This window comes from Streptomyces cyaneochromogenes (genome assembly GCF_003963535.1).
Classification (GTDB): domain Bacteria; phylum Actinomycetota; class Actinomycetes; order Streptomycetales; family Streptomycetaceae; genus Streptomyces; species Streptomyces shaanxiensis.
Genome location: NZ_CP034539.1, coordinates 5,612,429 through 5,631,157 on the forward strand (window position 1 = coordinate 5,612,429; position 18,729 = coordinate 5,631,157).

At 72.3% G+C, this 18,729-nt stretch carries 13 protein-coding genes; 7 read left to right on the forward strand and 6 right to left on the reverse strand.

Annotation, left to right across the window (positions count from 1 at the left end):
* Positions 1-299: 299 nt before the first annotated feature.
* The gene (locus EJ357_RS25530; RefSeq protein WP_175647528.1) at positions 300-983 is read left to right on the forward strand and encodes a SigE family RNA polymerase sigma factor; all 684 of its coding nucleotides are present in this window, start codon (positions 300-302) and stop codon (positions 981-983) included.
* Between the two features lie 149 nt (positions 984-1,132).
* Positions 1,133-2,164, forward strand: coding sequence for a hypothetical protein (locus EJ357_RS25535; protein ID WP_126393928.1), 1,032 nt, complete (start codon positions 1,133-1,135; stop codon positions 2,162-2,164).
* 90 nt (positions 2,165-2,254) lie between these two features.
* On the opposite strand, the gene EJ357_RS25540 is transcribed toward EJ357_RS25535, so the two are convergent.
* Both EJ357_RS25540 and EJ357_RS25545 read right to left on the reverse strand, forming a co-directional pair.
* Positions 2,255-3,064: an SURF1 family protein gene (locus EJ357_RS25540; protein ID WP_126393929.1), complete on the reverse strand. Its 810-nt coding sequence runs from the start codon at positions 3,062-3,064 to the stop codon at positions 2,255-2,257.
* A gap of 44 nt (positions 3,065-3,108) precedes the next feature.
* A complete protein-coding gene (locus EJ357_RS25545) occupies positions 3,109-3,483 on the reverse strand; it encodes a nuclear transport factor 2 family protein (RefSeq protein WP_126393930.1) in 375 nt (124 codons plus the stop codon).
* 162 nt (positions 3,484-3,645) lie between these two features.
* On the opposite strand from EJ357_RS25545, the gene EJ357_RS25550 reads away from it, so the two are divergent.
* Positions 3,646-5,469, forward strand: coding sequence for a S9 family peptidase (locus EJ357_RS25550; RefSeq protein WP_126393931.1), 1,824 nt, complete (start codon positions 3,646-3,648; stop codon positions 5,467-5,469).
* A 289-nt stretch (positions 5,470-5,758) separates the two neighbouring features.
* Here EJ357_RS25550 and EJ357_RS25555 read toward each other — a convergent pair whose 3' ends face one another.
* A complete protein-coding gene (locus tag EJ357_RS25555; protein ID WP_126393932.1) occupies positions 5,759-7,690 on the reverse strand; it encodes an NAD-binding protein in 1,932 nt (643 codons plus the stop codon).
* A gap of 204 nt (positions 7,691-7,894) precedes the next feature.
* On the opposite strand from EJ357_RS25555, the gene EJ357_RS25560 reads away from it, so the two are divergent.
* From EJ357_RS25560 to EJ357_RS25575, 4 genes are all read left to right on the forward strand, one after another.
* Positions 7,895-8,941 (forward strand): permease, encoded by a 1,047-nt coding sequence (locus EJ357_RS25560; RefSeq protein WP_126393933.1) that lies wholly within the window; start codon positions 7,895-7,897, stop codon positions 8,939-8,941.
* Positions 8,938-9,663: a TIGR03943 family putative permease subunit gene (locus tag EJ357_RS25565; protein ID WP_126400009.1), complete on the forward strand. Its 726-nt coding sequence runs from the start codon at positions 8,938-8,940 to the stop codon at positions 9,661-9,663. Before EJ357_RS25560 ends, EJ357_RS25565 begins: the two co-directional genes overlap by 4 nt.
* A gap of 76 nt (positions 9,664-9,739) precedes the next feature.
* Positions 9,740-10,954: an amidohydrolase family protein gene (locus tag EJ357_RS25570; RefSeq protein ID WP_126393934.1), complete on the forward strand. Its 1,215-nt coding sequence runs from the start codon at positions 9,740-9,742 to the stop codon at positions 10,952-10,954.
* Between the two features lie 108 nt (positions 10,955-11,062).
* Positions 11,063-11,263, forward strand: coding sequence for a ferredoxin (locus EJ357_RS25575; RefSeq protein ID WP_228472597.1), 201 nt, complete (start codon positions 11,063-11,065; stop codon positions 11,261-11,263).
* A gap of 3 nt (positions 11,264-11,266) precedes the next feature.
* Here the strand turns inward: EJ357_RS25575 and EJ357_RS25580 are convergent, their stop codons facing one another.
* The 3 genes from EJ357_RS25580 to EJ357_RS25590 form a co-directional block, all read right to left on the reverse strand.
* A complete protein-coding gene (locus EJ357_RS25580; protein ID WP_126400015.1) occupies positions 11,267-12,025 on the reverse strand; it encodes a glycosyltransferase family 2 protein in 759 nt (252 codons plus the stop codon).
* Positions 12,026-12,345: 320 nt separating this feature from the next.
* Positions 12,346-16,524: a WD40 repeat domain-containing protein gene (locus EJ357_RS25585; protein WP_126400017.1), complete on the reverse strand. Its 4,179-nt coding sequence runs from the start codon at positions 16,522-16,524 to the stop codon at positions 12,346-12,348.
* Between the two features lie 564 nt (positions 16,525-17,088).
* The gene (locus EJ357_RS25590; RefSeq protein WP_126393935.1) at positions 17,089-18,534 is read right to left on the reverse strand and encodes an FG-GAP-like repeat-containing protein; all 1,446 of its coding nucleotides are present in this window, start codon (positions 18,532-18,534) and stop codon (positions 17,089-17,091) included.
* Positions 18,535-18,729: the final 195 nt, after the last annotated feature.

Here is an 18,729-nt window from a genome sequence, read left to right on the forward strand (position 1 = left end):
CCTCGGTGGCAGCAGAAGATTTTCCTCCCCGCCTTGCAACCGCTTGCAGGGCGGGGAGCGTCTTTGCGGTCGCCCTTATGGGCGTGGAGACGCGTTTTTTTCTGGCGTGGGGACGCCGAACGGGCAGGACGTGGGGACGTTCTGCTCATATAAGACATAAGGGAAGAGCGGGTAGGCATGTGGGCGTTTGACGCACGGTCAGCTGTGCTGCCTGGCGCAAGAGGGTCGGTTGCGGGGACGGGCGCAAAAGTGACGTCCGGCACGTACAACCCTCGCGGGGGGACGCGTGTCCAACTGGCGTGGCAGAGGTACTCGACTTCAGTGCGGCGACCCGCGGTACGGCCCTACGGCCGCCCCGCCGGCCCGTCCGACCCCGCATGCCCGGTGCGCCCGGCGGCATGCCGGTGATCGCGCCCATGCCCGCAGCGCGGCCCGCCCGCATTCCCAGTCAGCGCGACGGCGCCGACCACGCCGAGAACGCCGCGGCGGCCGGTACGACCGTCGACCACCTCACCGAGACCTACCGGGCGCACTACCGCTCGCTGCTGGGTCTCGCGGCGCTCCTCCTCGACGACACCGCCTCCTGCGAGGACGTCGTCCAGGAGGCGTTCATCCGCGTCCACTCCGCGCGCAAGCGCGTCCGGGACCCGGAGAAGACGCTGGCGTACCTCCGCCAGACCGTCGTCAACCTGTCCCGCTCCGCCCTGCGCCGCCGCATACTCGGCCTGAAGCTGCTGTCGAAGCCGATGCCCGACATGGCGAGCGCGGAGGAGGGGGCGTACGACCAGCTCGAGCGCGACTCGCTGATCCGGGCCATGAAGGGCCTGCAGCGCCGACAGCGCGAGGTGCTGGTCCTGCGATACTTCGCGGACATGACCGAGGCCCAGGTCGCCGAGACGCTCGGCATCTCGCTGGGCTCGGTGAAGGCGTACGGCTCGCGCGGCATCGCGGCGCTGCGGGTCGCCATGGAGGCGCCGGCATGAGCGAGGACAAGGACGGGCGGCATGCTCCGCGCATCCCCCACCAGCCCTCCGCGGGTCTCCCCACGCCTTTCGGGGCGCGGGGCAGGCACGGTCCGGCCGGGGGGCCGGACGAGCAAGAGCCGAAGCAATCGCACGCTGGGAACGGAACTGTGAACCACGGCCCCGACGACCAGGGCCCCCAAGGGCTCGACTCGGACGAGCTGGCGCTGCGCCGCATGCTGCAGCACGCGGTCGAGGAGATCGAGCCGCGCGACGGCACGCTGGACCATCTGCGGCGGGCGGTGCCCGCGCGGCGGGCGCGCAAGCGGCAGGCGCTCGTCGGCGTGGCGGCCGCGTGCCTCTTCGTCGGCACCGCGGTCCCGGCTCTGGTGCACGTCTCCAACGTCACCGACTCCAGTGTCAACTCGTCCAACGCCGGCCACGGGGAGCAGGCGCAGGGCGGGGCAGGCCAGGGCGAGGTGACGGAGGGCGGCGAGAACACCTCCGGCGGCTCCTCCGGCAAGACCCAGGACGAGGGCAAGGGCAGCGAGAAGGACGAGGACAAGGACACCGGCACCGGTCCCGGTACCGGCTCCGGAAGCCCCGACAACCCTCTGGCGACCAGCCCGGCAGGCGTCGCCGCGTGTACCGCCGACCAGCTCGGCGTGGCGAATCAGAGTGCCGACGTCCCCGACCTGTCGGGCACGGTGTACGGCACCTTCCGCTTCAGCAACATCTCCACCGCCGACTGCACGGTGAACGGCCCCGGCACGCTGGGCTTCACGACGAGCGGAGCGGCGGACGCCACGAAGATCGGCGCGCTCCGGCACGTCGCCGGCGACGCGGCGGCCGGTCTGCCCGACCCGTCCCAGGAACTCACCGGCCTCGTCCTGAAGCCGGGTGACGCGTACGACGTGAAGTTCGCCTGGGTCCCCTCGGAGACCTGCCCCACGACGAGCGACCCCTCACCCGACCCCACGCCCGACCCGACCCCGACCGAGAACACGACCGGCGCCACGGAGGGCACCTCCACCGGCGGCGACACCGGCACCTCCACGCAGCTCATGACGGCGGAGACCACGGCGGACGGCAGCGTCACGATCACCAACACGACGGAGGCGGGCGCGCCGACGGCGATGGTGGTGGTGTCCAACGCGTGCGCGGGGACCATCTACTGGACGGGTGTGCTGGCGGGGGCGTAAGCCGAAGAGCGGCAGCTGTGCCGCTCCCTCGGGGGCTCGGGGCCGTGCCGACGCGCGGCTCCGCCAGTCGTGGCTCTCCCGGCGGAGCGCCTACGTGTTCGCCCGCTCCTGCTGCTGCCCCTCGACCCCGTCGGCCTCACCCTCGGGGACAAGCCCCAGCTCCGCGTCCCGGACGGACTCCACCTCGCGGCGCAGCAGCCGGAACCACATGAAGACCACGAAGCCCGCGAAGACGAACCACTCGCCGGTGTAGCCGAGGTTCTGGAACGCCTTCAGGTCGAGGCCGGTGTCGTTGGCGGCGGTCACCGGCACGGGCTTCATACCGGAGTCGCCCTTGTTGAGGGTGACCCAGGCGTCGTAGACGTCGTACGACACCAGGTTCACCAGTGACGCCGCGCTGATCGCCGCCGTCTGGCCCGTCGGCAGCCCGCCCTGCGAGGGCACGCCGTTCTCGCCCGGCACCTCGGACGCCTGGAGCGCGCCGGTGACCGTGACCTCGCCGCGGGGTGCGGCGGGGGCCTCGGCCCGGCCCGGGTCGCCCGGCAGCCAGCCCCGCACGACCGGCAGGGCCTTGCCGTCGTCGGTGTGCAGCAGCGTCAGGACGTAGTAGCCCCGCTTGCCGTCCAGCTCCCGGTCGGGCACGAGCAGCTGCTCGCCGTACCGTCCGGCGGCGGTGACCTGCCGGCCCACCGTCGCCTTGTCCACGGGCAGCAGCTCGGCGAGCGGACGGGCCGCCTCCTGCTTGTTCTCCGCGGCCTGCTCACCGGCGCCGCGGTGGTCCTCCACCCGCGACTCGAACCGGCCCAGCTGCCACGACCCCATGAACACGCAGAACGGGATGGCGAGCAGCACGAAGACGTTGATCCCCCACCAACGGGGCGTCAGCAGAAACCGGTACACGCCCTCAACGGTACGGTGCGCCCGCGCGGCGCCGGGCCGCGGGGTCAGTACCGCTCGACGAGGTGTTCCCGGCCCGCAGGGGGTTCGTACGGCTCCGGCCAGAAGTCCGTGACCGCGGATATCCGGCCGCTCTCGTCCCCCGTGAAGAAGGAGATGCCGTACATCTCCTCCAGCCCCACCGTGAAGTGCAGCCAGGTCACGACCTGGCCGGGCTCGGCGACGATCCGCTCGACACGCAGATGCCAGTCCGCCGGATACTCCCGGTTGAACCGGACATAGCGCTCCCGGCCGCTGATGCGCTCGCGCGTCTGGGGCAGCGTGTACGTCACGTCCTCGGCCAGGGTGTCCGCGAACGCGTCCCACTCCCCGGCCTCGGCGGTGGCCCAGAACCTCTCGACTGTCTTCCGCAGATCGGTCATGCGAAGCAGTCTGCATCCCGGCACTGACAATCGGTCCTCGCCCGTTGCCGGCCCGTCCGGCGTTCGAGGACGGTGAGGGCGTACGAGTGCGGGGGCGAGAAGTTGTCCACAGGCTGGGGACCTCGGCCGCACATTGTCGGCCGGGCCAGGCACTATGGGGCCATGACTGAGAGCCACGGGTCCGATTCGCGGGATCACCACATGCAGGACAAGGACATGCCGGACTGGGAGAAGCGCTTCCGGGCGCCCCGGGTGTCGCTGCCCGACTGGGCGGAGGACGCCCCGGACCGCTCGTTGTTCGTGTCGAACGCCACGGGCACGTACGAGCTGTACGCATGGGACCGGTCGACGGGTGAGCAGCGCCAGGTGACCGACCGGCCGAACGGCACGACTGACGGCGTGCTCACCCCGGACGGCGCGTGGATCTGGTGGTTCGACGACAAGGACGGCGACGAGTTCGGCGTCTGGCGCCGCCAGCGGTTCGACGGCGGCGAGGACGAGCTCGCGGCACCGGGCCTGGACCCGTCCTACCCCGCCGGCCTCGCCCTCGGCCGCGACGGCCGTACGGCGATCGTGGGCCGCTCCACGGACGAGGACGGTACGACGATCCATCTGGCCCGCACCGGCGAGCCCCCGACGGAGATCTACCGCCACCGCGAGTCCGCGGGCGTCGGCGACCTCTCGCACGACGGCAGGCTGATCGCCATCGAGCACACCGAGCACGGCGACGCGATGCACTCGGCGCTGCGTGTCCTGCGCCCCGACGGCACGGCGGTCGCCGAGCTCGACGACACCAAGGGCGGCGCCGAGGAGCTGGGCCTGGAGGTCCTGGGCTTCGCCCCGGTCGACGGTGACCCGCGCCTGCTCATCGGCCACCAGAGGCGCGGCCGCTGGGAGCCGCTGGTGTGGGACGTGGCGACGGGGGAGGAGACGGACCTCGCGCTGGAACTGCCCGGTGATGTGAGCGCGGAGTGGTATCCCGACGGGACCGGTCTGCTGATCGCGCACAGCTTCGAGGCGCGCAGCGAGCTGTTCCGCTACGACCTGGCCCGGCGTGAACTGGTGCGGATCCCGACCCCGGCGGGCTCGGTGTCCGGGGCGACGGCCCGGCCGGACGGCAGTGTGGAGTACCTGTGGTCGTCGGCGGCGGAGCCGTCGGCGGTGCGGTCGACGACCGGACAGGTCGTGCTGGACCCGCCCGGAATGAAGTCCCCCGGCTCGGTCCCGGTGGAGGACGTGTGGGTGGAGGGCCCCGGCGGCCGCATCCACGCACTGGTGCAGCGACCTGCCGGCACCGAAGGCCCGCTCCCCACGGTGTTCGACATCCACGGCGGCCCGACCTGGCACGACAGCGACGCGTTCGCGGCGGGCCCGGCGGCCTGGGTGGACCACGGCTACGCGGTCGTACGGGTGAACTACCGCGGCTCGACGGGCTACGGCCGCGCCTGGACGGACGCGCTCAAGCACCGGGTCGGACTGATCGAGCTGGAGGACATCGCGGCGGTCCGGGAATGGGCGGTGACGTCCGGCCTGGCCGACCCGTCCCGGATCGTCCTGACCGGCGGTTCGTGGGGCGGCTACCTCACCCTCCTCGGCCTCGGCACCCAGCCGGACGCGTGGACGGTGGGCATCGCGGCGGTCCCGGTCGCCGACTACGTCACCGCGTACCACGACGAGATGGAGTCCCTGAAGGCCCTCGACCGCACCCTCCTCGGCGGCACACCGGAGGAGGTACCGGAGCGCTTCGAGGCATCGTCCCCGCTGACGTACGTCGACCGCGTGCAGGCCCCGGTCTACATCTCGGCCGGCGTGAACGACCCACGCTGCCCGATCCGCCAGATCGACAACTACGTGAAGCGTCTGGAGGCCCGGAGCGCGATCCACGAGGTGTACCGCTACGACGCCGGGCACGGTTCGCTGGTGGTGGACGAGCGGATCAAGCAGGTACGGCTGGAACTGGATTTTGCGGAGCGGCACTTGAAGTAGGCCGGCGACAACGCAGTCACCCGGTCCGGCGTTCGAGGGCAAGGCCGCGCCGTCCCGAGCCCCCACCCACCCGTAGGGGGCGTGATGTGGGCAAGGGCGACTTCGCGGCGCCGGCCCGGGCAATCCAGCCCGTCCGGCGTTTGAGGACGAGGCCCGTTCAGGGCCGAAGCGGGGGTCTGGGGGCGGCAGCCCCCAGAAACGCCCCGGGGTCGAAGGGGCAGAGCCCCTGGAGGACGGGACGGGTAGGGGCGGCGGGGGCGAGAGAACCCGGCGTCGACGCGGCGGAGCCCTACGCCCCGGCCCGCTCCCGAGACCGCCTCCCCAGCAGCTCGGCCAACCCCCTCCGCGTGGCCGCCAGCACCACCCGGTCGTCCTTCTGGAGGACGTAGGAGTCGGGCAGATCCCACACCCACCCCGACCCGTCACCCGCCCGCGCAGCCTCCTCGTACGCCTCCTCGGCCGCCGGTTCCTCCCGGCGATCGTCCCGGCGTTCCTCCCGCAAAGTCCGGTCCAGGGCCAGCACCCGCCAGGCACCCGCCCGGAAGGCCTGCCCGACGGTCCTGTCCTCAAGCTGTGGATGACCGGCCACATCCACCTCCGCGAACAGCAGCACCCGCCGCTCGACAGGAATCGCCCCCAGGATCTGCCGCCCCATCATCGCCCCGGCGAACGCGGGCGCGGCCAGATGGGAAACGCTCCGGCTGCGCGTGGACGCGTGCGGGTGCGCGGCACGCAGGGTGCGATAGACGGCGGTGGCGAAGTCGTCGTCGTACAGGCGCAGGACCACCCGGAGGTCGGGGCGGACGGAGCGGGCGTACAGGGCCGCCTCGAGGTTCGTCGTGTCCGCGCTGGTCACCGCGAGCAGCGCATGCGCCCGATGGATCTTGGCCGCCTCCAGGACACCCTCCTGGGTGACGTCCCCGAGCACCACCGGCACGCGCAGCCGCCGCGCCGTCGCCATCCCGCGCGCCTCGGGGTCGGCCTCGACGCACACCACGGGAATGTGCAGTTCCCGCAGCCGGGTCAGCACCCGGGTGCCGATCTTGCCCAGCCCGAGCAGCACCACATGGCCGCCCAGCCCACGCGGCGGTTTGCGCAGGGCGGTCGTGGAACGGAACGTGCCCAGCGCCTCCAGCACGGCCGCCAGCAGCACCGGAAGCAACAGCAGTCCCATCAGCCCGGACAGGAGTTGGAGGATCTGGCGGGCCATGGACTGGTGCAGCGCGGGTTCGTTGATGGCGAAGAGGTCGAGGAGGGTCATGTAGGTCGCGTACAGCGGGTGTTCGCCGGTCACCACCGTCAGCGCCACGGCGAGCGCCGCCACACACCCCACGAGTCCCGCCAGCGACCACCTCAACCGCCGCGAGAACAGGGATCCGAACGACGGCACGACCCCCCTGCCGGACGGCAGCGACGGCCCCGCGTACGACACCTGCTCCAGGACGACCCGCCCCCGCCCTGTGGCCTCCTGCACCTGCGCCGCGTCCGGCAGCAGCAGCGGACCGTGCTCCCCGTTGCCGTCCGAACCGTCCACTCCGGCCGGGTCGTTGCTGGACAGCACGGCCAGCGTGGCCAGCCCCGACGGCGGCGCCTGCCCGGGCGGCAGCGGCGGGCGCTCCACCGCGCGCAGCAGCAGGCCGTTCGTCTGGACGACCTTGGTGGTGCCGGCGACGGCGGTGGCGGCCAGCGCGGGGGCGGCCGTATCGGCGTCGGACAGCACGGTCGTGGAGGCGTCGAGGCCGGCGTCGCCGATGCCCGTCGCCAACGCGGCGGCCTGGTCGAGGAGTTCCTCGATGTGCTGGCCCAACCGGCGGTTGTACAGGCGCAGGACGAGCCGGAGACGGGGGTTGAGACGGCGGGCGGTGAGGGCGGCGCGGATGTTGGTCTCGTCGTCGTCATAGACGAGGGCGAGCGCGGCGGCCCGTTCCACGCCCGCTTCGGCGAGCTTCTCCTCGGTGGCCTCGGGGGCCTCCACCACCCGGATGCTCCCGGCCGGTTCGCTGCCGCCGGCGGCTCCGCCGGCTCCACCGCCCGCCCGGCTGACGGCCGCGTTCACCATCCGGTCGAACAGAGCCGCCGACGCGGCCCGGGCCCGGCCCACGACCGGCGGCCGCACCGTCCGTTCGGAGGGCGGCACGACGAGCGTGACCTGTTCGCCGTACACCCCGCGCAACTCGGCGGCCAGCCGATGCGCCAGCCCGTCGTCGCCGCACACCACCATGTGCGTGGCGGTGTCACTCGCTAAGCCCTGATTCGGAACGGTCCCCACGAGGGAAAAGACTGCCTCAATGTTGCGGGTGGTTCCAGAAGCGATCACGGATGGTTCCAGAAGCGATCAGCGAAACCCTGAACGCCCGCGCCCCTCCACCCGTACTGAAGGGGAGGGAAACCAGCGCCCTTCCGCACCACCGGAGGTACCTCGCCCGTGGCGATCACCAAAGCGGTCCCCCAGGGGACCGAGGACGGCGACGACCGCGACGGCCACGGCGATCCCCGGGCGCCGAGGGAGCGGACCGAGGAAGGCAGGCACCTCAACTCCCCCCTCCTCCTCACCATGCTCATGCTGGTACTGGTGCTCCTCCAGAGCCCGATCCGCCGCGCGCTCTCCGCACCGGTGATGCAGAGCTGGACGACGGTGTTCGTCGCGGTGATGGTGCAGGCGCTGCCCTTCCTGGTCCTCGGCGTGCTGCTCTCGGCGGCCATCGCGGTGTTCGTCCCGCCGTCCTTCTTCGCCCGCGCCCTGCCCCGCCGTCCCGCCCTCGCCGTCCCGGTCGCCGGAGCGGCGGGCGCGGTGCTGCCCGGCTGCGAGTGCGCGTCCGTGCCGGTGGCCGGGGCGCTGGTCCGACGGGGCGTCACCCCGGCCGCGGCCCTCGCCTTCCTGCTGTCCGCTCCGGCGATCAACCCGATCGTGCTGACGGCGACCGCGGTGGCCTTCCCCGGCAACCCGCAGATGGTCCTCGCCCGCCTGGTCGCGAGCCTGCTCGTGGCCTGCGCGATGGGCTGGCTGTGGCTGCGTCTGGGCCGTACCGACTGGCTGAAGCCGCCGTCCCGTCCGTCCCACGACGCCCAGGGCAAGGGCGAGGCCTTCTGGGGCTCGGTCCGGCACGACGTGATGCACGCGGGCGGCTTCCTGGTGGTCGGCGCGATGGCGGCGGCGACCCTCAAGGCGGTGGCCCCGGAGAGCTGGCTGCGTGCGGCGGCCGACAACCCGGTGCTGGCCGTGCTCGCCCTCGCGATCCTCGCCGTGGTGCTGTCGATCTGCTCGGAGGCGGACGCGTTCGTGGCGGCGTCGCTGTCGCAGTTCTCGCTCACGGCCCGGCTCACCTTCCTCGTCGTGGGCCCGATGATCGACCTGAAGCTCTTCGCGATGCAGGCAGGCACTTTCGGCCGCGCCTTCGCCCTGCGTTTCGCACCGGCCACCTTCGCGCTGGCCGTGACCGTGTCGGTGCTGACCGGATGGGTGATGTTGTGAACCGCCAGGCCCAGTCGGCAGTCCTGTTCCTGCTCGGCGCGTCCCTGCTGCACGCGGGCACCACCGACCTCTACCTGCGCTACGTCAAGCAGGGCCTGCGCCCGCTGGTGCTGGTGGCCGGCGCGGTACTGATCGCGGCGGCGGTGGCGACCATCTGGTACGAGCGCAAGCGGGCCGGGCGGCGCGACCCGGGCGGCGCCCAGGACCATGTCCACCCCGAACCCCGTGTCTCCTGGCTCCTCGTCCTCCCTCTCCTCGCCCTCATCCTGGTCGCCCCGCCCGCCCTCGGCTCGTACAGCGCGACCCGCACCGGCACGGCCCTCCAGGAACCCCTCGCCTACCCGGCGCTCCCGGCCGCCGACCCCCTGCCCCTCAGCGTGGTCGACTACGCGGGCCGCGCCGTCTACGACCACGGCCGCACCCTGCGCGACCGTCGCGTCCGGCTCACCGGCTTCCTCGCCCTGGACCCCGACGGCACCCCCTACCTCGTCCGCATGGCCCTCAACTGCTGCGCCGCCGACGCCCAGCCGGTCAAGGTAGCCCTGACCGGCCAGGTCCCCCCGGTCCTCCAGCCGGACACCTGGCTCCAGGTCACCGGCACCTACACCCCGCGCCGGGCCGAGGACCCGGTCAACGGCGGCCCGATCCCGTTCATCGAGGTCACGGAGGCGAAGCCGGTGGCGGCGCCGAAGGATCCGTACGACGAGAGCTGGAACGGCTGACCCCGCTCTCTCTTGCCGCTCCCCGGGACGCCCTCTACGCTGAATCTGATGGGTCGTCAGATTCGGGAGGCGTGGCGTGGCCAGTACCGAGAGTGGCACCAAAGACCTGCCCAAAGTCATCAGCGTGGACGATCACGTGATCGAGCCCGCCCACCTCTTCGAGACGTGGCTCCCGGCCAAGTACCGGGACCGGGGCCCGAAGCCCCTCACCGCGGGGATCGGTGAACTGGAGTACGTCGGCGGGAAGTACCGGTTCACCACCGATCCGGACGGCCAGATCACCGACTGGTGGGAGTACGAGGGCGACCTCTTCCCGTACAAGCGCATCATCGCGGCCGTCGGCTTCTCCAGGGACGAGATGACCCTCGACGGCATCACGCGCGAGCAGATGCGGCGGGGCTGCTGGGATCCGAAGGCGCGGCTCGCGGACATGGACATCAACCATGTGGAGGCCTCGCTCTGCTTCCCGACCTTCCCGCGTTTTTGCGGGCAGACCTTCGCGGAGGCCAAGGACAAGGAGGTCGGGCTGGCCTGCGTGCGGGCCTACAACGACTGGATGGTCGAGGAGTGGTGCGGTGACAGCGGCGGCCGGCTGATCCCGCTGTGCCTCATCCCGCTGTGGGACATCGACCTCGCCGTCGCGGAGATCCACCGCAACGCCGCACGCGGGGTGCGCGCGGTGACGTTCAGCGAGATCCCGACCTACCTGGGGCTGCCGTCCATCCACTCCGGCTACTGGGACCCGTTCTTCGCGGCCTGCGAGGAGACCGGCACGGTCGTCAACATGCACATCGGCAGCAGCTCCCAGATGCCGGCCGCCTCCCCGGACGCCCCACCCGCGGTCCAGGCGTCCCTGTCCTTCAACAACGCCATGGCGTCGATGATGGACTTCCTGTTCTCCGGGGTCCTGGTGAAGTTCCCGCGGCTCAAACTCGCCTACAGCGAGGGCCAGATGGGCTGGATCCCGTACGCCCTGGAGCGCGCGGACGACGTCTGGGAGGAGCACCGGGCCTGGGGCGGCGTCAAGGACCTGATCCCGGAGCCGCCGTCGACGTACTACTACCGCCAGATCTTCTGCTGCTTCTTCCGGGACAAGCACGGCATCGAGGCGATCGAGACGGTCGGCGTCGACAACGCGACCTTCGAGACGGACTATCCGCACGTCGACTCGACCTGGCCGGAGACGAAGCGGGTGGCCGAGGAGCATGTCGGCGGGCTCCCCGCCGAGGTGGCCTACAAGCTGCTGCGCGGAAACGCGATCCGGATGCTCGAACTTCCCTTTGACCAGTAGGACTTGGCGGAAGGGGCGCCGAGGATCGAACCGAGGATTGAGGGGGCTCACCGGCTGGGCAGTCCAGTCATGAAGGTCATGGCGGGAGTGCGTACGACGGGAGCGCGGATGAAGATGTCCACGAAGGTCTCCATCGACCCGAACCTCTGTTACGGCTCGGGCGAGTGCGTGCACCGCGCCCCGTCGGTCTTCGAGTTCGTGGACGAGTACGGCGTCGTGCGGCCGGGGCGGGCGGACAGCGGGGACGATCCGCGGGTTCAGGAGGCGGCCGAGAAGTGCCCGTCCCAGGCCATCCTCCTCACCGAGTAGCGGTCATCGACCGGTCGGATACCGCCAGCCGAACGCACCCAGCGCCCGCGCCCTGGCCTCCACCACCGCCATGCGCGCCGTCCGCTCCGCGGGGTCCACGTGGGTCGGCTGCCCCGTCATCTGGCCGTCCCACTTCCGGTAGAGCAGCCCCACCTCCGCCGAGAACCAGCCCCGGCTCACCGAGTTGAGCGCGAGCAGCAGGCCGGTGTCCTCCGACGCCGGCAGCGCCATCCAGCCGCCGAGGCCGAGCAGCAGGTCGCGGCGTACGCAGAGGGTCGCCGGGTGGACCTGGGCGCGGAAGTCGTGCGCCCTCCAGAAGTCGAGCACGGCGCCCGGCTCGATCGGCCCGTCGTCGGGGTCGTCCGGGAAGCCGGCCGTCGAGCCGTCCGGCAGCAGGTCCAGGACGCGCGAGGTCGTCCAGCCGACCGAGCCGTCGGCCTCCAGGGCGGCCACGTCACGGGCCAGCGTGCCCGGCGTCAGCCGGTCGTCGGCGTCCAGGATCTTCACGTACTCGCCCTCGGCGTGCGCGAGTGCGATGGTGCGGGCCACGCCGGGGCCCCCGGGCCGGCCCTGGCGGAAGGTCACGCGGGGGTCGTCGGGGACGTACCGGCGGACCTCGTCCGTCCTGCCGTCCTCCTGGATCACCCAGTGCCATTCCCAGCCCGACGGCAGCTCCTGTGCGTCCAGCGAGGCGTGGGCCTCCGGCAGGAACGCCGCCGACGGGCCGTGCACAGCGGTGACGACGATGACGCGTCGGGCCATCGCGGCGCTCACCACCTTTCCGGCTGCGGACATGCAAAGGCCCGATCGCTGGCGACGGGGGATGCACCAGCGATCGGGCTGTCCCCAACAGTAACAAGGCTGCCTGTCCGGCGGGAGTCGACTGATCCGCTACATGGAGGGGTTGTGACGGGGATCACGGAAACCGCTGTCCGGCGAACCCTCGTCATGCCACATGCGTTTCTGCTCCATCACTGAGCGCACCGACTGCTCCATGCGGCCCCCGGACCTCCTTTCGCGCACGGCGCACGGACCTACTTCGTGCACGGCGCGCGGACCTACTTCGTGCACGGCGCACGGACCTACTTCGTGCACGGCGGCTCGTACGACAGCCGAGGCAGGTACTCGTCCCACTTGTCCCGCGTCAGCACGCCCCGCGTGGTCGAGCAGACGCGGTGGATCGCCTGGTCCACGTCCAGGTTCCACAGCCGTACCGTGTCGGTGCCGCTGGAGACGCCGAGCATGTGGCTCGTCGGGCTGAACGACAGGAAGTTGCCCGTCTTGGCGTTCGGGCTCATCGCCTGGCCGATGGCGGAGGCGTCGGAAGGCACGGAGACGTTCCACAGCCGGACCGTGTTGTCGTTGCCGCCGCTGGCCAGATAGCGTCCGCCCTTGCTGAACGTCAGGGACACGACCGCCTCGGTGTGGCCGGTGAGGGGCGAGCCCAGCGAGGCCGCCTCGCCCGGGTCGGTGACGTCCCACAGCCGCACGGTGTCGTCGTCGCTGCCGCTGGCCAGCGTATGGCCGTCCGGGCTGTACTCGAGCGCGTTGACCGGCCCGGTGTGCCCGGTCAGCGGCGCGCCGAACAGGGTCGGCCGGCGGGGGTCGGTCACCTTCCACAGGCGGATCGTGCTGTCCGCGCTGCCGCTGGCCAGCGTGCGGCCGTCCGGGCTGAAGGCCAGGGAGTTGATGTAGCCGGTGTGTCCGGTGACCGGCGTGCCGAGCGGCACGACATGGCCGGGGTCGCCGACGTTCCACAGCCGGATGGTGCGGTCGTCGTAGGCGGTGGCCAGGGTGCGCCCGTCCGGGCTGAACGCCAGCGCGTCGGGGCCCATGAAGCGGGTGCGCAGCGTCAGGGGCGACCCCAGGGAGAGGGGCCGGGCCGGGTCGCCGACGTCCCACAGATGCACCGCCCGGCTGCCGGTCAGCACCGCGAGGGTGCGGCCGTCGGGGGAGAACACCAGGGAGCGCTGGCCGCCGTCGCCGGGCATGAAGGGCTTGTTCAGCAGCACGGGCCGGGCGGGCCGGGCCACGTTCCACAGCCGGACGCTGCCGTCGCGCGCGGCGGTGGCGAGCACCCGCCCGTCCGGCCGGAACGCCCCGCCGCGGCCGATCATGTCCGCCGTCGGGATCGACCACAGGCGAACCTTGCTGTCGCCGCTGCCGGTGGCGAGCGTACGGCCGTCGGGGCTGAACCCGAGCGCGTACATCTCCCCGCTGGCGCCCGCGAGCGGCTCGCCGACCTGGGAGGGATACGCCGGGTCGGTCACGTTCCACAGGCTCGCGGTGCTGTCCGCGCTGGCGGCGGCGAGCATGGTGCCGGCCGGGTTGAAGGCCACCGACCAGATGGGGCCGGTGTGCCCGGTGAGCGGTGCGCCGAGCTGGGTGCCGTGGCGCGGGTCGGAGACGTCCCAGAGCCGGATGGTGTCGTCCGCGCCGCCGCTGGCCAGGGTGCGGCCGTCCGCGCTGAACGCGACGGAGTGCACCAGGTCGGTGTGCCCGCTCAGCGTGGAAAGCGCCTTCGGGCGGCCCGGTCCGGCCACGTCCCACAGCCGGATCCGGTCGTCGTCGCCCCCGGCCGCGAGCGTACGGCCGTCCGGGCTGAACGCCACGGACCGCACGGCGGCCTCGGCACCGGTCAGCGTGGCGAGCGCCGCGGGCCGAGCCGGGTCGGCCACATTCCACAGCCGTACGGTGCGGTCCTCGCTGACGGAGGCGAGCGTACGGCCGTCCGGGCTGAAGGCGACCAGGTAGATCGTGCCCTCGTGCCCCGTCAGGGGCGCACCGAGCGGACGCGGCCGGCTCGGGTCGCGTACGTCCCACAGCCGGACCGTGCCGTCGTCCGCGGCGCTGGCCAGGGTGCGGCCGTCCGGGCTGAAGACCGCGCTGCTCACCCAGCTCTCGTGCCCGGTCAGGGGCTTGCCCAGCGGCTCGGGCCGGGTCCTGTCGGAGACGTCCCACAGGCGTACGGTCCGGTCGTAGCTGGCCGTGGCGAGGAGCCGTCCGTTCGGGCTGAAGGTGGTGAGGTAGACGGCGCCGGTGTGGCCGCGCAGCGGTGTGGCCAGTGGGGCGTTCACGATCGAGATCAGCCGGCTGCTCGTGTCCTCGTCGTCCGGCCGCAGCCGGTGTGCGACCAGATCGAGCTGGGCGGACAGCGACGGGTCCGTGTACTGGAAGCGGTCGGCCTCGGCGAGCACCTGGGCGAACACGGCGTCGTCCCGCTGCTGCCAGGCGACCACCGCCGAGCCGACGGCCAGCATCGCCAGCGCGACCAGCGCCGCGACCGCGCCCCGCATGATCCACACCGTGCGCCGGCGCAGCCGGACCGAGGCGGCCAGGAACTCCACCGCGCTGCGGGTCAGGAACGTGTCCCCGGCGGACCGGGCCCAGCTGTAGGCCTGCCCCAGCCGGGAGCCCCGGTACAACAGGGAGGAATCCCTGTCGGACTCCTCCCAGGCCCGGCCGTCCTCCTCCAGCCGCTGGCGCAGCAGATTGCCCTGCCGGTCGTCGTCGATCCAGTCCCGCAGCCGCGGCCAGGCATGGAGCAGCGCCTCGTGCGTGATCTCCACGGTCTCCGCGTCCAGCGTCACCAGCCGGGCCTGGACCAGCGCCTCCAGCGACTCCTCGGTCTTGCCCGGATCCGTCGACTCGGCCGCCAGCTGCCGCCGGGTCCCGCGCCGCCGGGTGGCCTGGGTGTCCTCGCCGAGCCGGACCAGCCGGAGCAGCAGCAGCCGTGCGGCGGTACGCGCGGCCGGATCGAGCCCCGACCAGGCACGCTCGGCGGTGGCGGCCACGGCACCCTGGATCCCGCCGGCCGCCCGGTACCCGGCGAGCGTCAGCCGCCCCGCCTTGCGCCGCTGCCAGGTGGCGAGCAGCGCGTGCGAGAGCAGCGGCAGCACCCCCGCGTCATGCGTCCCGCGCGGCCCGTCCGCACTCACCTCCCGCACGATCAGCTCCGCCAGCCCCGGCTCCAGCTCCAGCCCCACGGCCTTGGCGGGCCCGGTCACGGCCTCCCGCAACTCCGAGGTCGTGAGCGGTCCGAGCACCATGTGCCGGTGCTGCAGCGCGTCGGCCACCTCGGGGTGGGCCAGGCACTGCTCGTAGAAGTCGGCGCGGATGCCGAGGACGACGAGCACGGGGGCGGAGTCGTCCGCTTCGGCGGGCGTACAGGCGGCGTGGAGGACCTGGACGAAGGTACGGCGGTCCGCCTCGTCGGGGCAGAGGGTGAAGGTCTCCTCGAACTGGTCGACGATGAGAACGGCAGGAGCCGCCGAGGAGGCCTCGCGCTTGGCCCAGGTGCGCACGGCGGCGCGGGTGGCCTGCACGAAGTCGGCGGAGAGCTCGGTTCCGCCGCCGTCCTCGGCGCTGTCCGGGCGGCCGGGTCCGCCCGGGTCCGCCGAGGGGGGTGCGGCGGAGGGCTCTGCGGCTAAGGGGTGCGTCGCTGAGGAGTGTGCGGAGGAGGAGCTCGGGGCGGAGGCGCTTGCGGAGGAAGAGCTCGGGGCGGAGGCGCTTGCGGAGGAGGAGGGCTCTTCCCCCTGGCGGTCGGCCCGGCGGTCGCGCGCTGCCGAGGAGCCGACGACGTCCGCGAGTTCCGGTATACGGCGGATCAGTTCGGCGAGCGGATCATTGCCCGGCACGAGCTGCACGACGGTGCTCACCGGGCCGCCCTCACCGCTCAGGGCGCCGTTGCGGAGGGCGGGCACCAGACCGGCGTTCAACAGGGAGGACTTCCCGGCCCCCGAGGCACCGACGAGCATGACCAGACCGCCGCCGGACTGCTCGACGGTGCGCAACTGGGCCACCAGCGCGTCCGTACTCCGCTCCCGGCCGAAGAACCAGTCGGCGTCCTGCTGCCGGTACGAGGCCAGTCCCCGATACGGACACACCGCGGCGGACACGGCAGGGGCCTCGACCGGAGCCTGCTCCTCCTCTTCCCCGGAGGTCGCCCGCTCCCACAGCCGCTGCCACTGGCCCAGGTCGTACAGTCCGGCGGACACGGGGGTGGGGCGGGCGCGCCGCGCCTGGGGAATCAGGACATGGAGTACGGCCACCAGGGCGGCGAACTGCGCGGGCACGTTCTTGGCCCGCCGCCAGTCGCTGATCCGCTGAGCGGACACCCGCACGGGACGCCCTCGCTCGTCCACCCGCTGCAGCCGGACGACCGCCTCGGCCACGCTCTTGAGCGGCGGGTTGCCGGCCTCCTTGTACAGCAGCGCGAGCCGTTCCGCGAAGGCCGTGCGTGCCCCGGAGTCGAAACTCAAAGCCTCCACGCCTCACTTCCGCCGTGCCTGGTCATCCGGACCGGAAAACTCACTTTATACGGCTGACCTGCGGTTAAGACGTCCTCCGGAGACCGGAACCTCCTCCTTGGCACGCTCGAATGGCAGGATCACGACGCAAGTGCGCAGCTCTCGCGCGTCGCCCGGACAGGCCACCAGCCCAGAGGCCGGAGAGAGAACGCATGGCGCCGCACGTTCTCGGTCACTTTCCACTCGGCCTCGATCGACACCCACTCGGCTCTCACCCACTCGATCCTCACCGACCCGCCACTCGACGCACACGGCCGGTCACTCTGCGGATCGACACGACTCCGCCGTCCGGCACCGGTCCCCACGAGGGGAGGGACCGGTGTCGGACGACGCGGACACGTGAACGGTGGGGCAGGCGCCTGCAACGCCGCCGTAGGGCAGGTGCCCATAACGCACAGCCGTAGGACGGGCGCCCCCAACGCAGCCGAAACGCATCGGGCCCGGCCTCCGTCTCCGGAGACCGGGCCCGACGCGTTGCGAATGTGCGACTGACTGCCGGGGCGCGGGTGGCTGAGGTCAGGAGCCCAGCAGGGTGGTGCCGAACCTCGGGGAGCCGGAGAGGGAGATTCCCACGGACTTGGGGCCGAAGCTCACCGCGCCGGTGGCGCTGACACCCGTGGACGAGCCGCGCAGCACCCACACGGCGCCGTCGGACGTGTTCTCGCCGCCCGCACCGATGGCCAGGTCGGCTCGCCGGTCCTTGTTGAAGTCGGCGATGTGGACGGCGCCGCCGAAGCAGTCCGACGACTCGTTGGCGCCCGGGACGCCGGGGCTGTCCTGGCTGATGGTCTGAGCGCCGGACGCGGTCAGACCGGAGGCACCGCCACGCAGCACCACGACGTTGCCGGTGTGCGAGGCCGAGCCGATGGACTCGAAGACGACGCCGACGGCAAGATCCGGGTAGCCGTCACCGGTGATGTCGCCGGCGGCCACCGAATCGCCGAAGCTGTCGTTCGACTCGTCGGCCCCCGGCACGCCCTCGGTGTCCTGGTGGAACTGGCGGTCACGTGCGGTGTCGATGCCCTGCGCGGCGCCGTAGTGCACGGTGACGTAGCTGCCGGCGGGGGACGGATCGAGGATGTCGGGGGTTTCGTTGCCGACGACGAGGTCGTCGTGACCGTCGCGGTCGAAGTCGGCCACGGTGGCGGCCGTGCCGTCGGCCACCTCGGTCTGCAGCAGCGTGGGGCCGGAGGCAGAGCCCCGGTACACGAGGTTGCCCTGGGCGGACAGCACGACCAGGTCGGACACCCCGTCGTTGTCGAAGTCGCCCGCGGCCAGCTGGTGGGCGCCGTTGGGGTACGTCCCGGACTTGATCTGGGCGTCGAAACGCAGCTTGCCGGCCGCGCCCGAGGACTTGCTGAAGCCGCCCTTGAAGATCCACACGTCCGTGCCGGTGGAGCCGACCGCGAGATCGGTCTTGCCGTCGCCGGTGAAGTCGCCGACCGCGAGGGACTGGCCGAAGAGGTCGTGGCCGGAGGCGTTCGGGTCGCTGATCGCGGTGCCGCCGGAGAGGCCGGAGGAACTTCCCCACAGCACGGTCACCGCGCCACCGTCGGCGTCACCGCCCACGTCCTCGAAGGGCGTGCCCACGACGAGGTCGCCGTAGCCGTCGCCGTTGAGGTCGCCGGACGCCAGCTCCGCGCCGAAGTTGTCGGACGCCTCCGCGGCACCCGGCACACCGGAGGAGTTCTGGGTGACGGTCTTGTGCCGCGAGCCGCTGATGCCGCTGGACGACCCGTAGTTGACGGCCACGGCACCCGCCTTGGCCGCGCCGCTGACGACGGCGTCCGGGGCGACGGTCGCCAGATCACGGTAGCCGTCCCCGTTGAAGTCGTCGGCGAGCCCCGAAGGCGCGGCACTCGCGCCACCGGGCAGCACGACGAGCAGACCGACGGCCAGCGCGGCCGCACTGGCGGTGGCGCCGAGGACGAGGGGGCGCCGGGAGCGCTTGTGGCGCGACATGGGTTCCTTTCGCCAGGAGGTGCGAAGCGGGCTGAGTGGAGACCTTGGGAGGAGTCGAAAGGTTGTACGGAGCGGAGAGGTTTTCTGGGCGGGAAGTCCTTCGCGCCGACTGCGTCCACCAGCCGCCGCTCGTCGAGTGCCTGCGGCGGAGTCTCCCCACCATGGCGCGCACCACCCGGTCGAGGGTGGAGGAGG

What these genes read in the sequence shown, in the direction of transcription:
- EJ357_RS25575 (WP_228472597.1), top strand. Translation starts at nt 11,063, where the DNA reads ATGAAGATGTCCACGAAGGTCTCCATCGACCCGAACCTCTGTTACGGC.
- EJ357_RS25545 (WP_126393930.1), bottom strand. Translation starts at nt 3,483, where the DNA reads ATGACCGATCTGCGGAAGACAGTCGAGAGGTTCTGGGCCACCGCCGAG.
- EJ357_RS25580 (WP_126400015.1), bottom strand. Translation starts at nt 12,025, where the DNA reads ATGGCCCGACGCGTCATCGTCGTCACCGCTGTGCACGGCCCGTCGGCG.
- EJ357_RS25550 (WP_126393931.1), top strand. Translation starts at nt 3,646, where the DNA reads ATGACTGAGAGCCACGGGTCCGATTCGCGGGATCACCACATGCAGGAC.
- EJ357_RS25590 (WP_126393935.1), bottom strand. Translation starts at nt 18,534, where the DNA reads ATGTCGCGCCACAAGCGCTCCCGGCGCCCCCTCGTCCTCGGCGCCACC.
- EJ357_RS25555 (WP_126393932.1), bottom strand. Translation starts at nt 7,690, where the DNA reads ATGGTGGTGTGCGGCGACGACGGGCTGGCGCATCGGCTGGCCGCCGAG.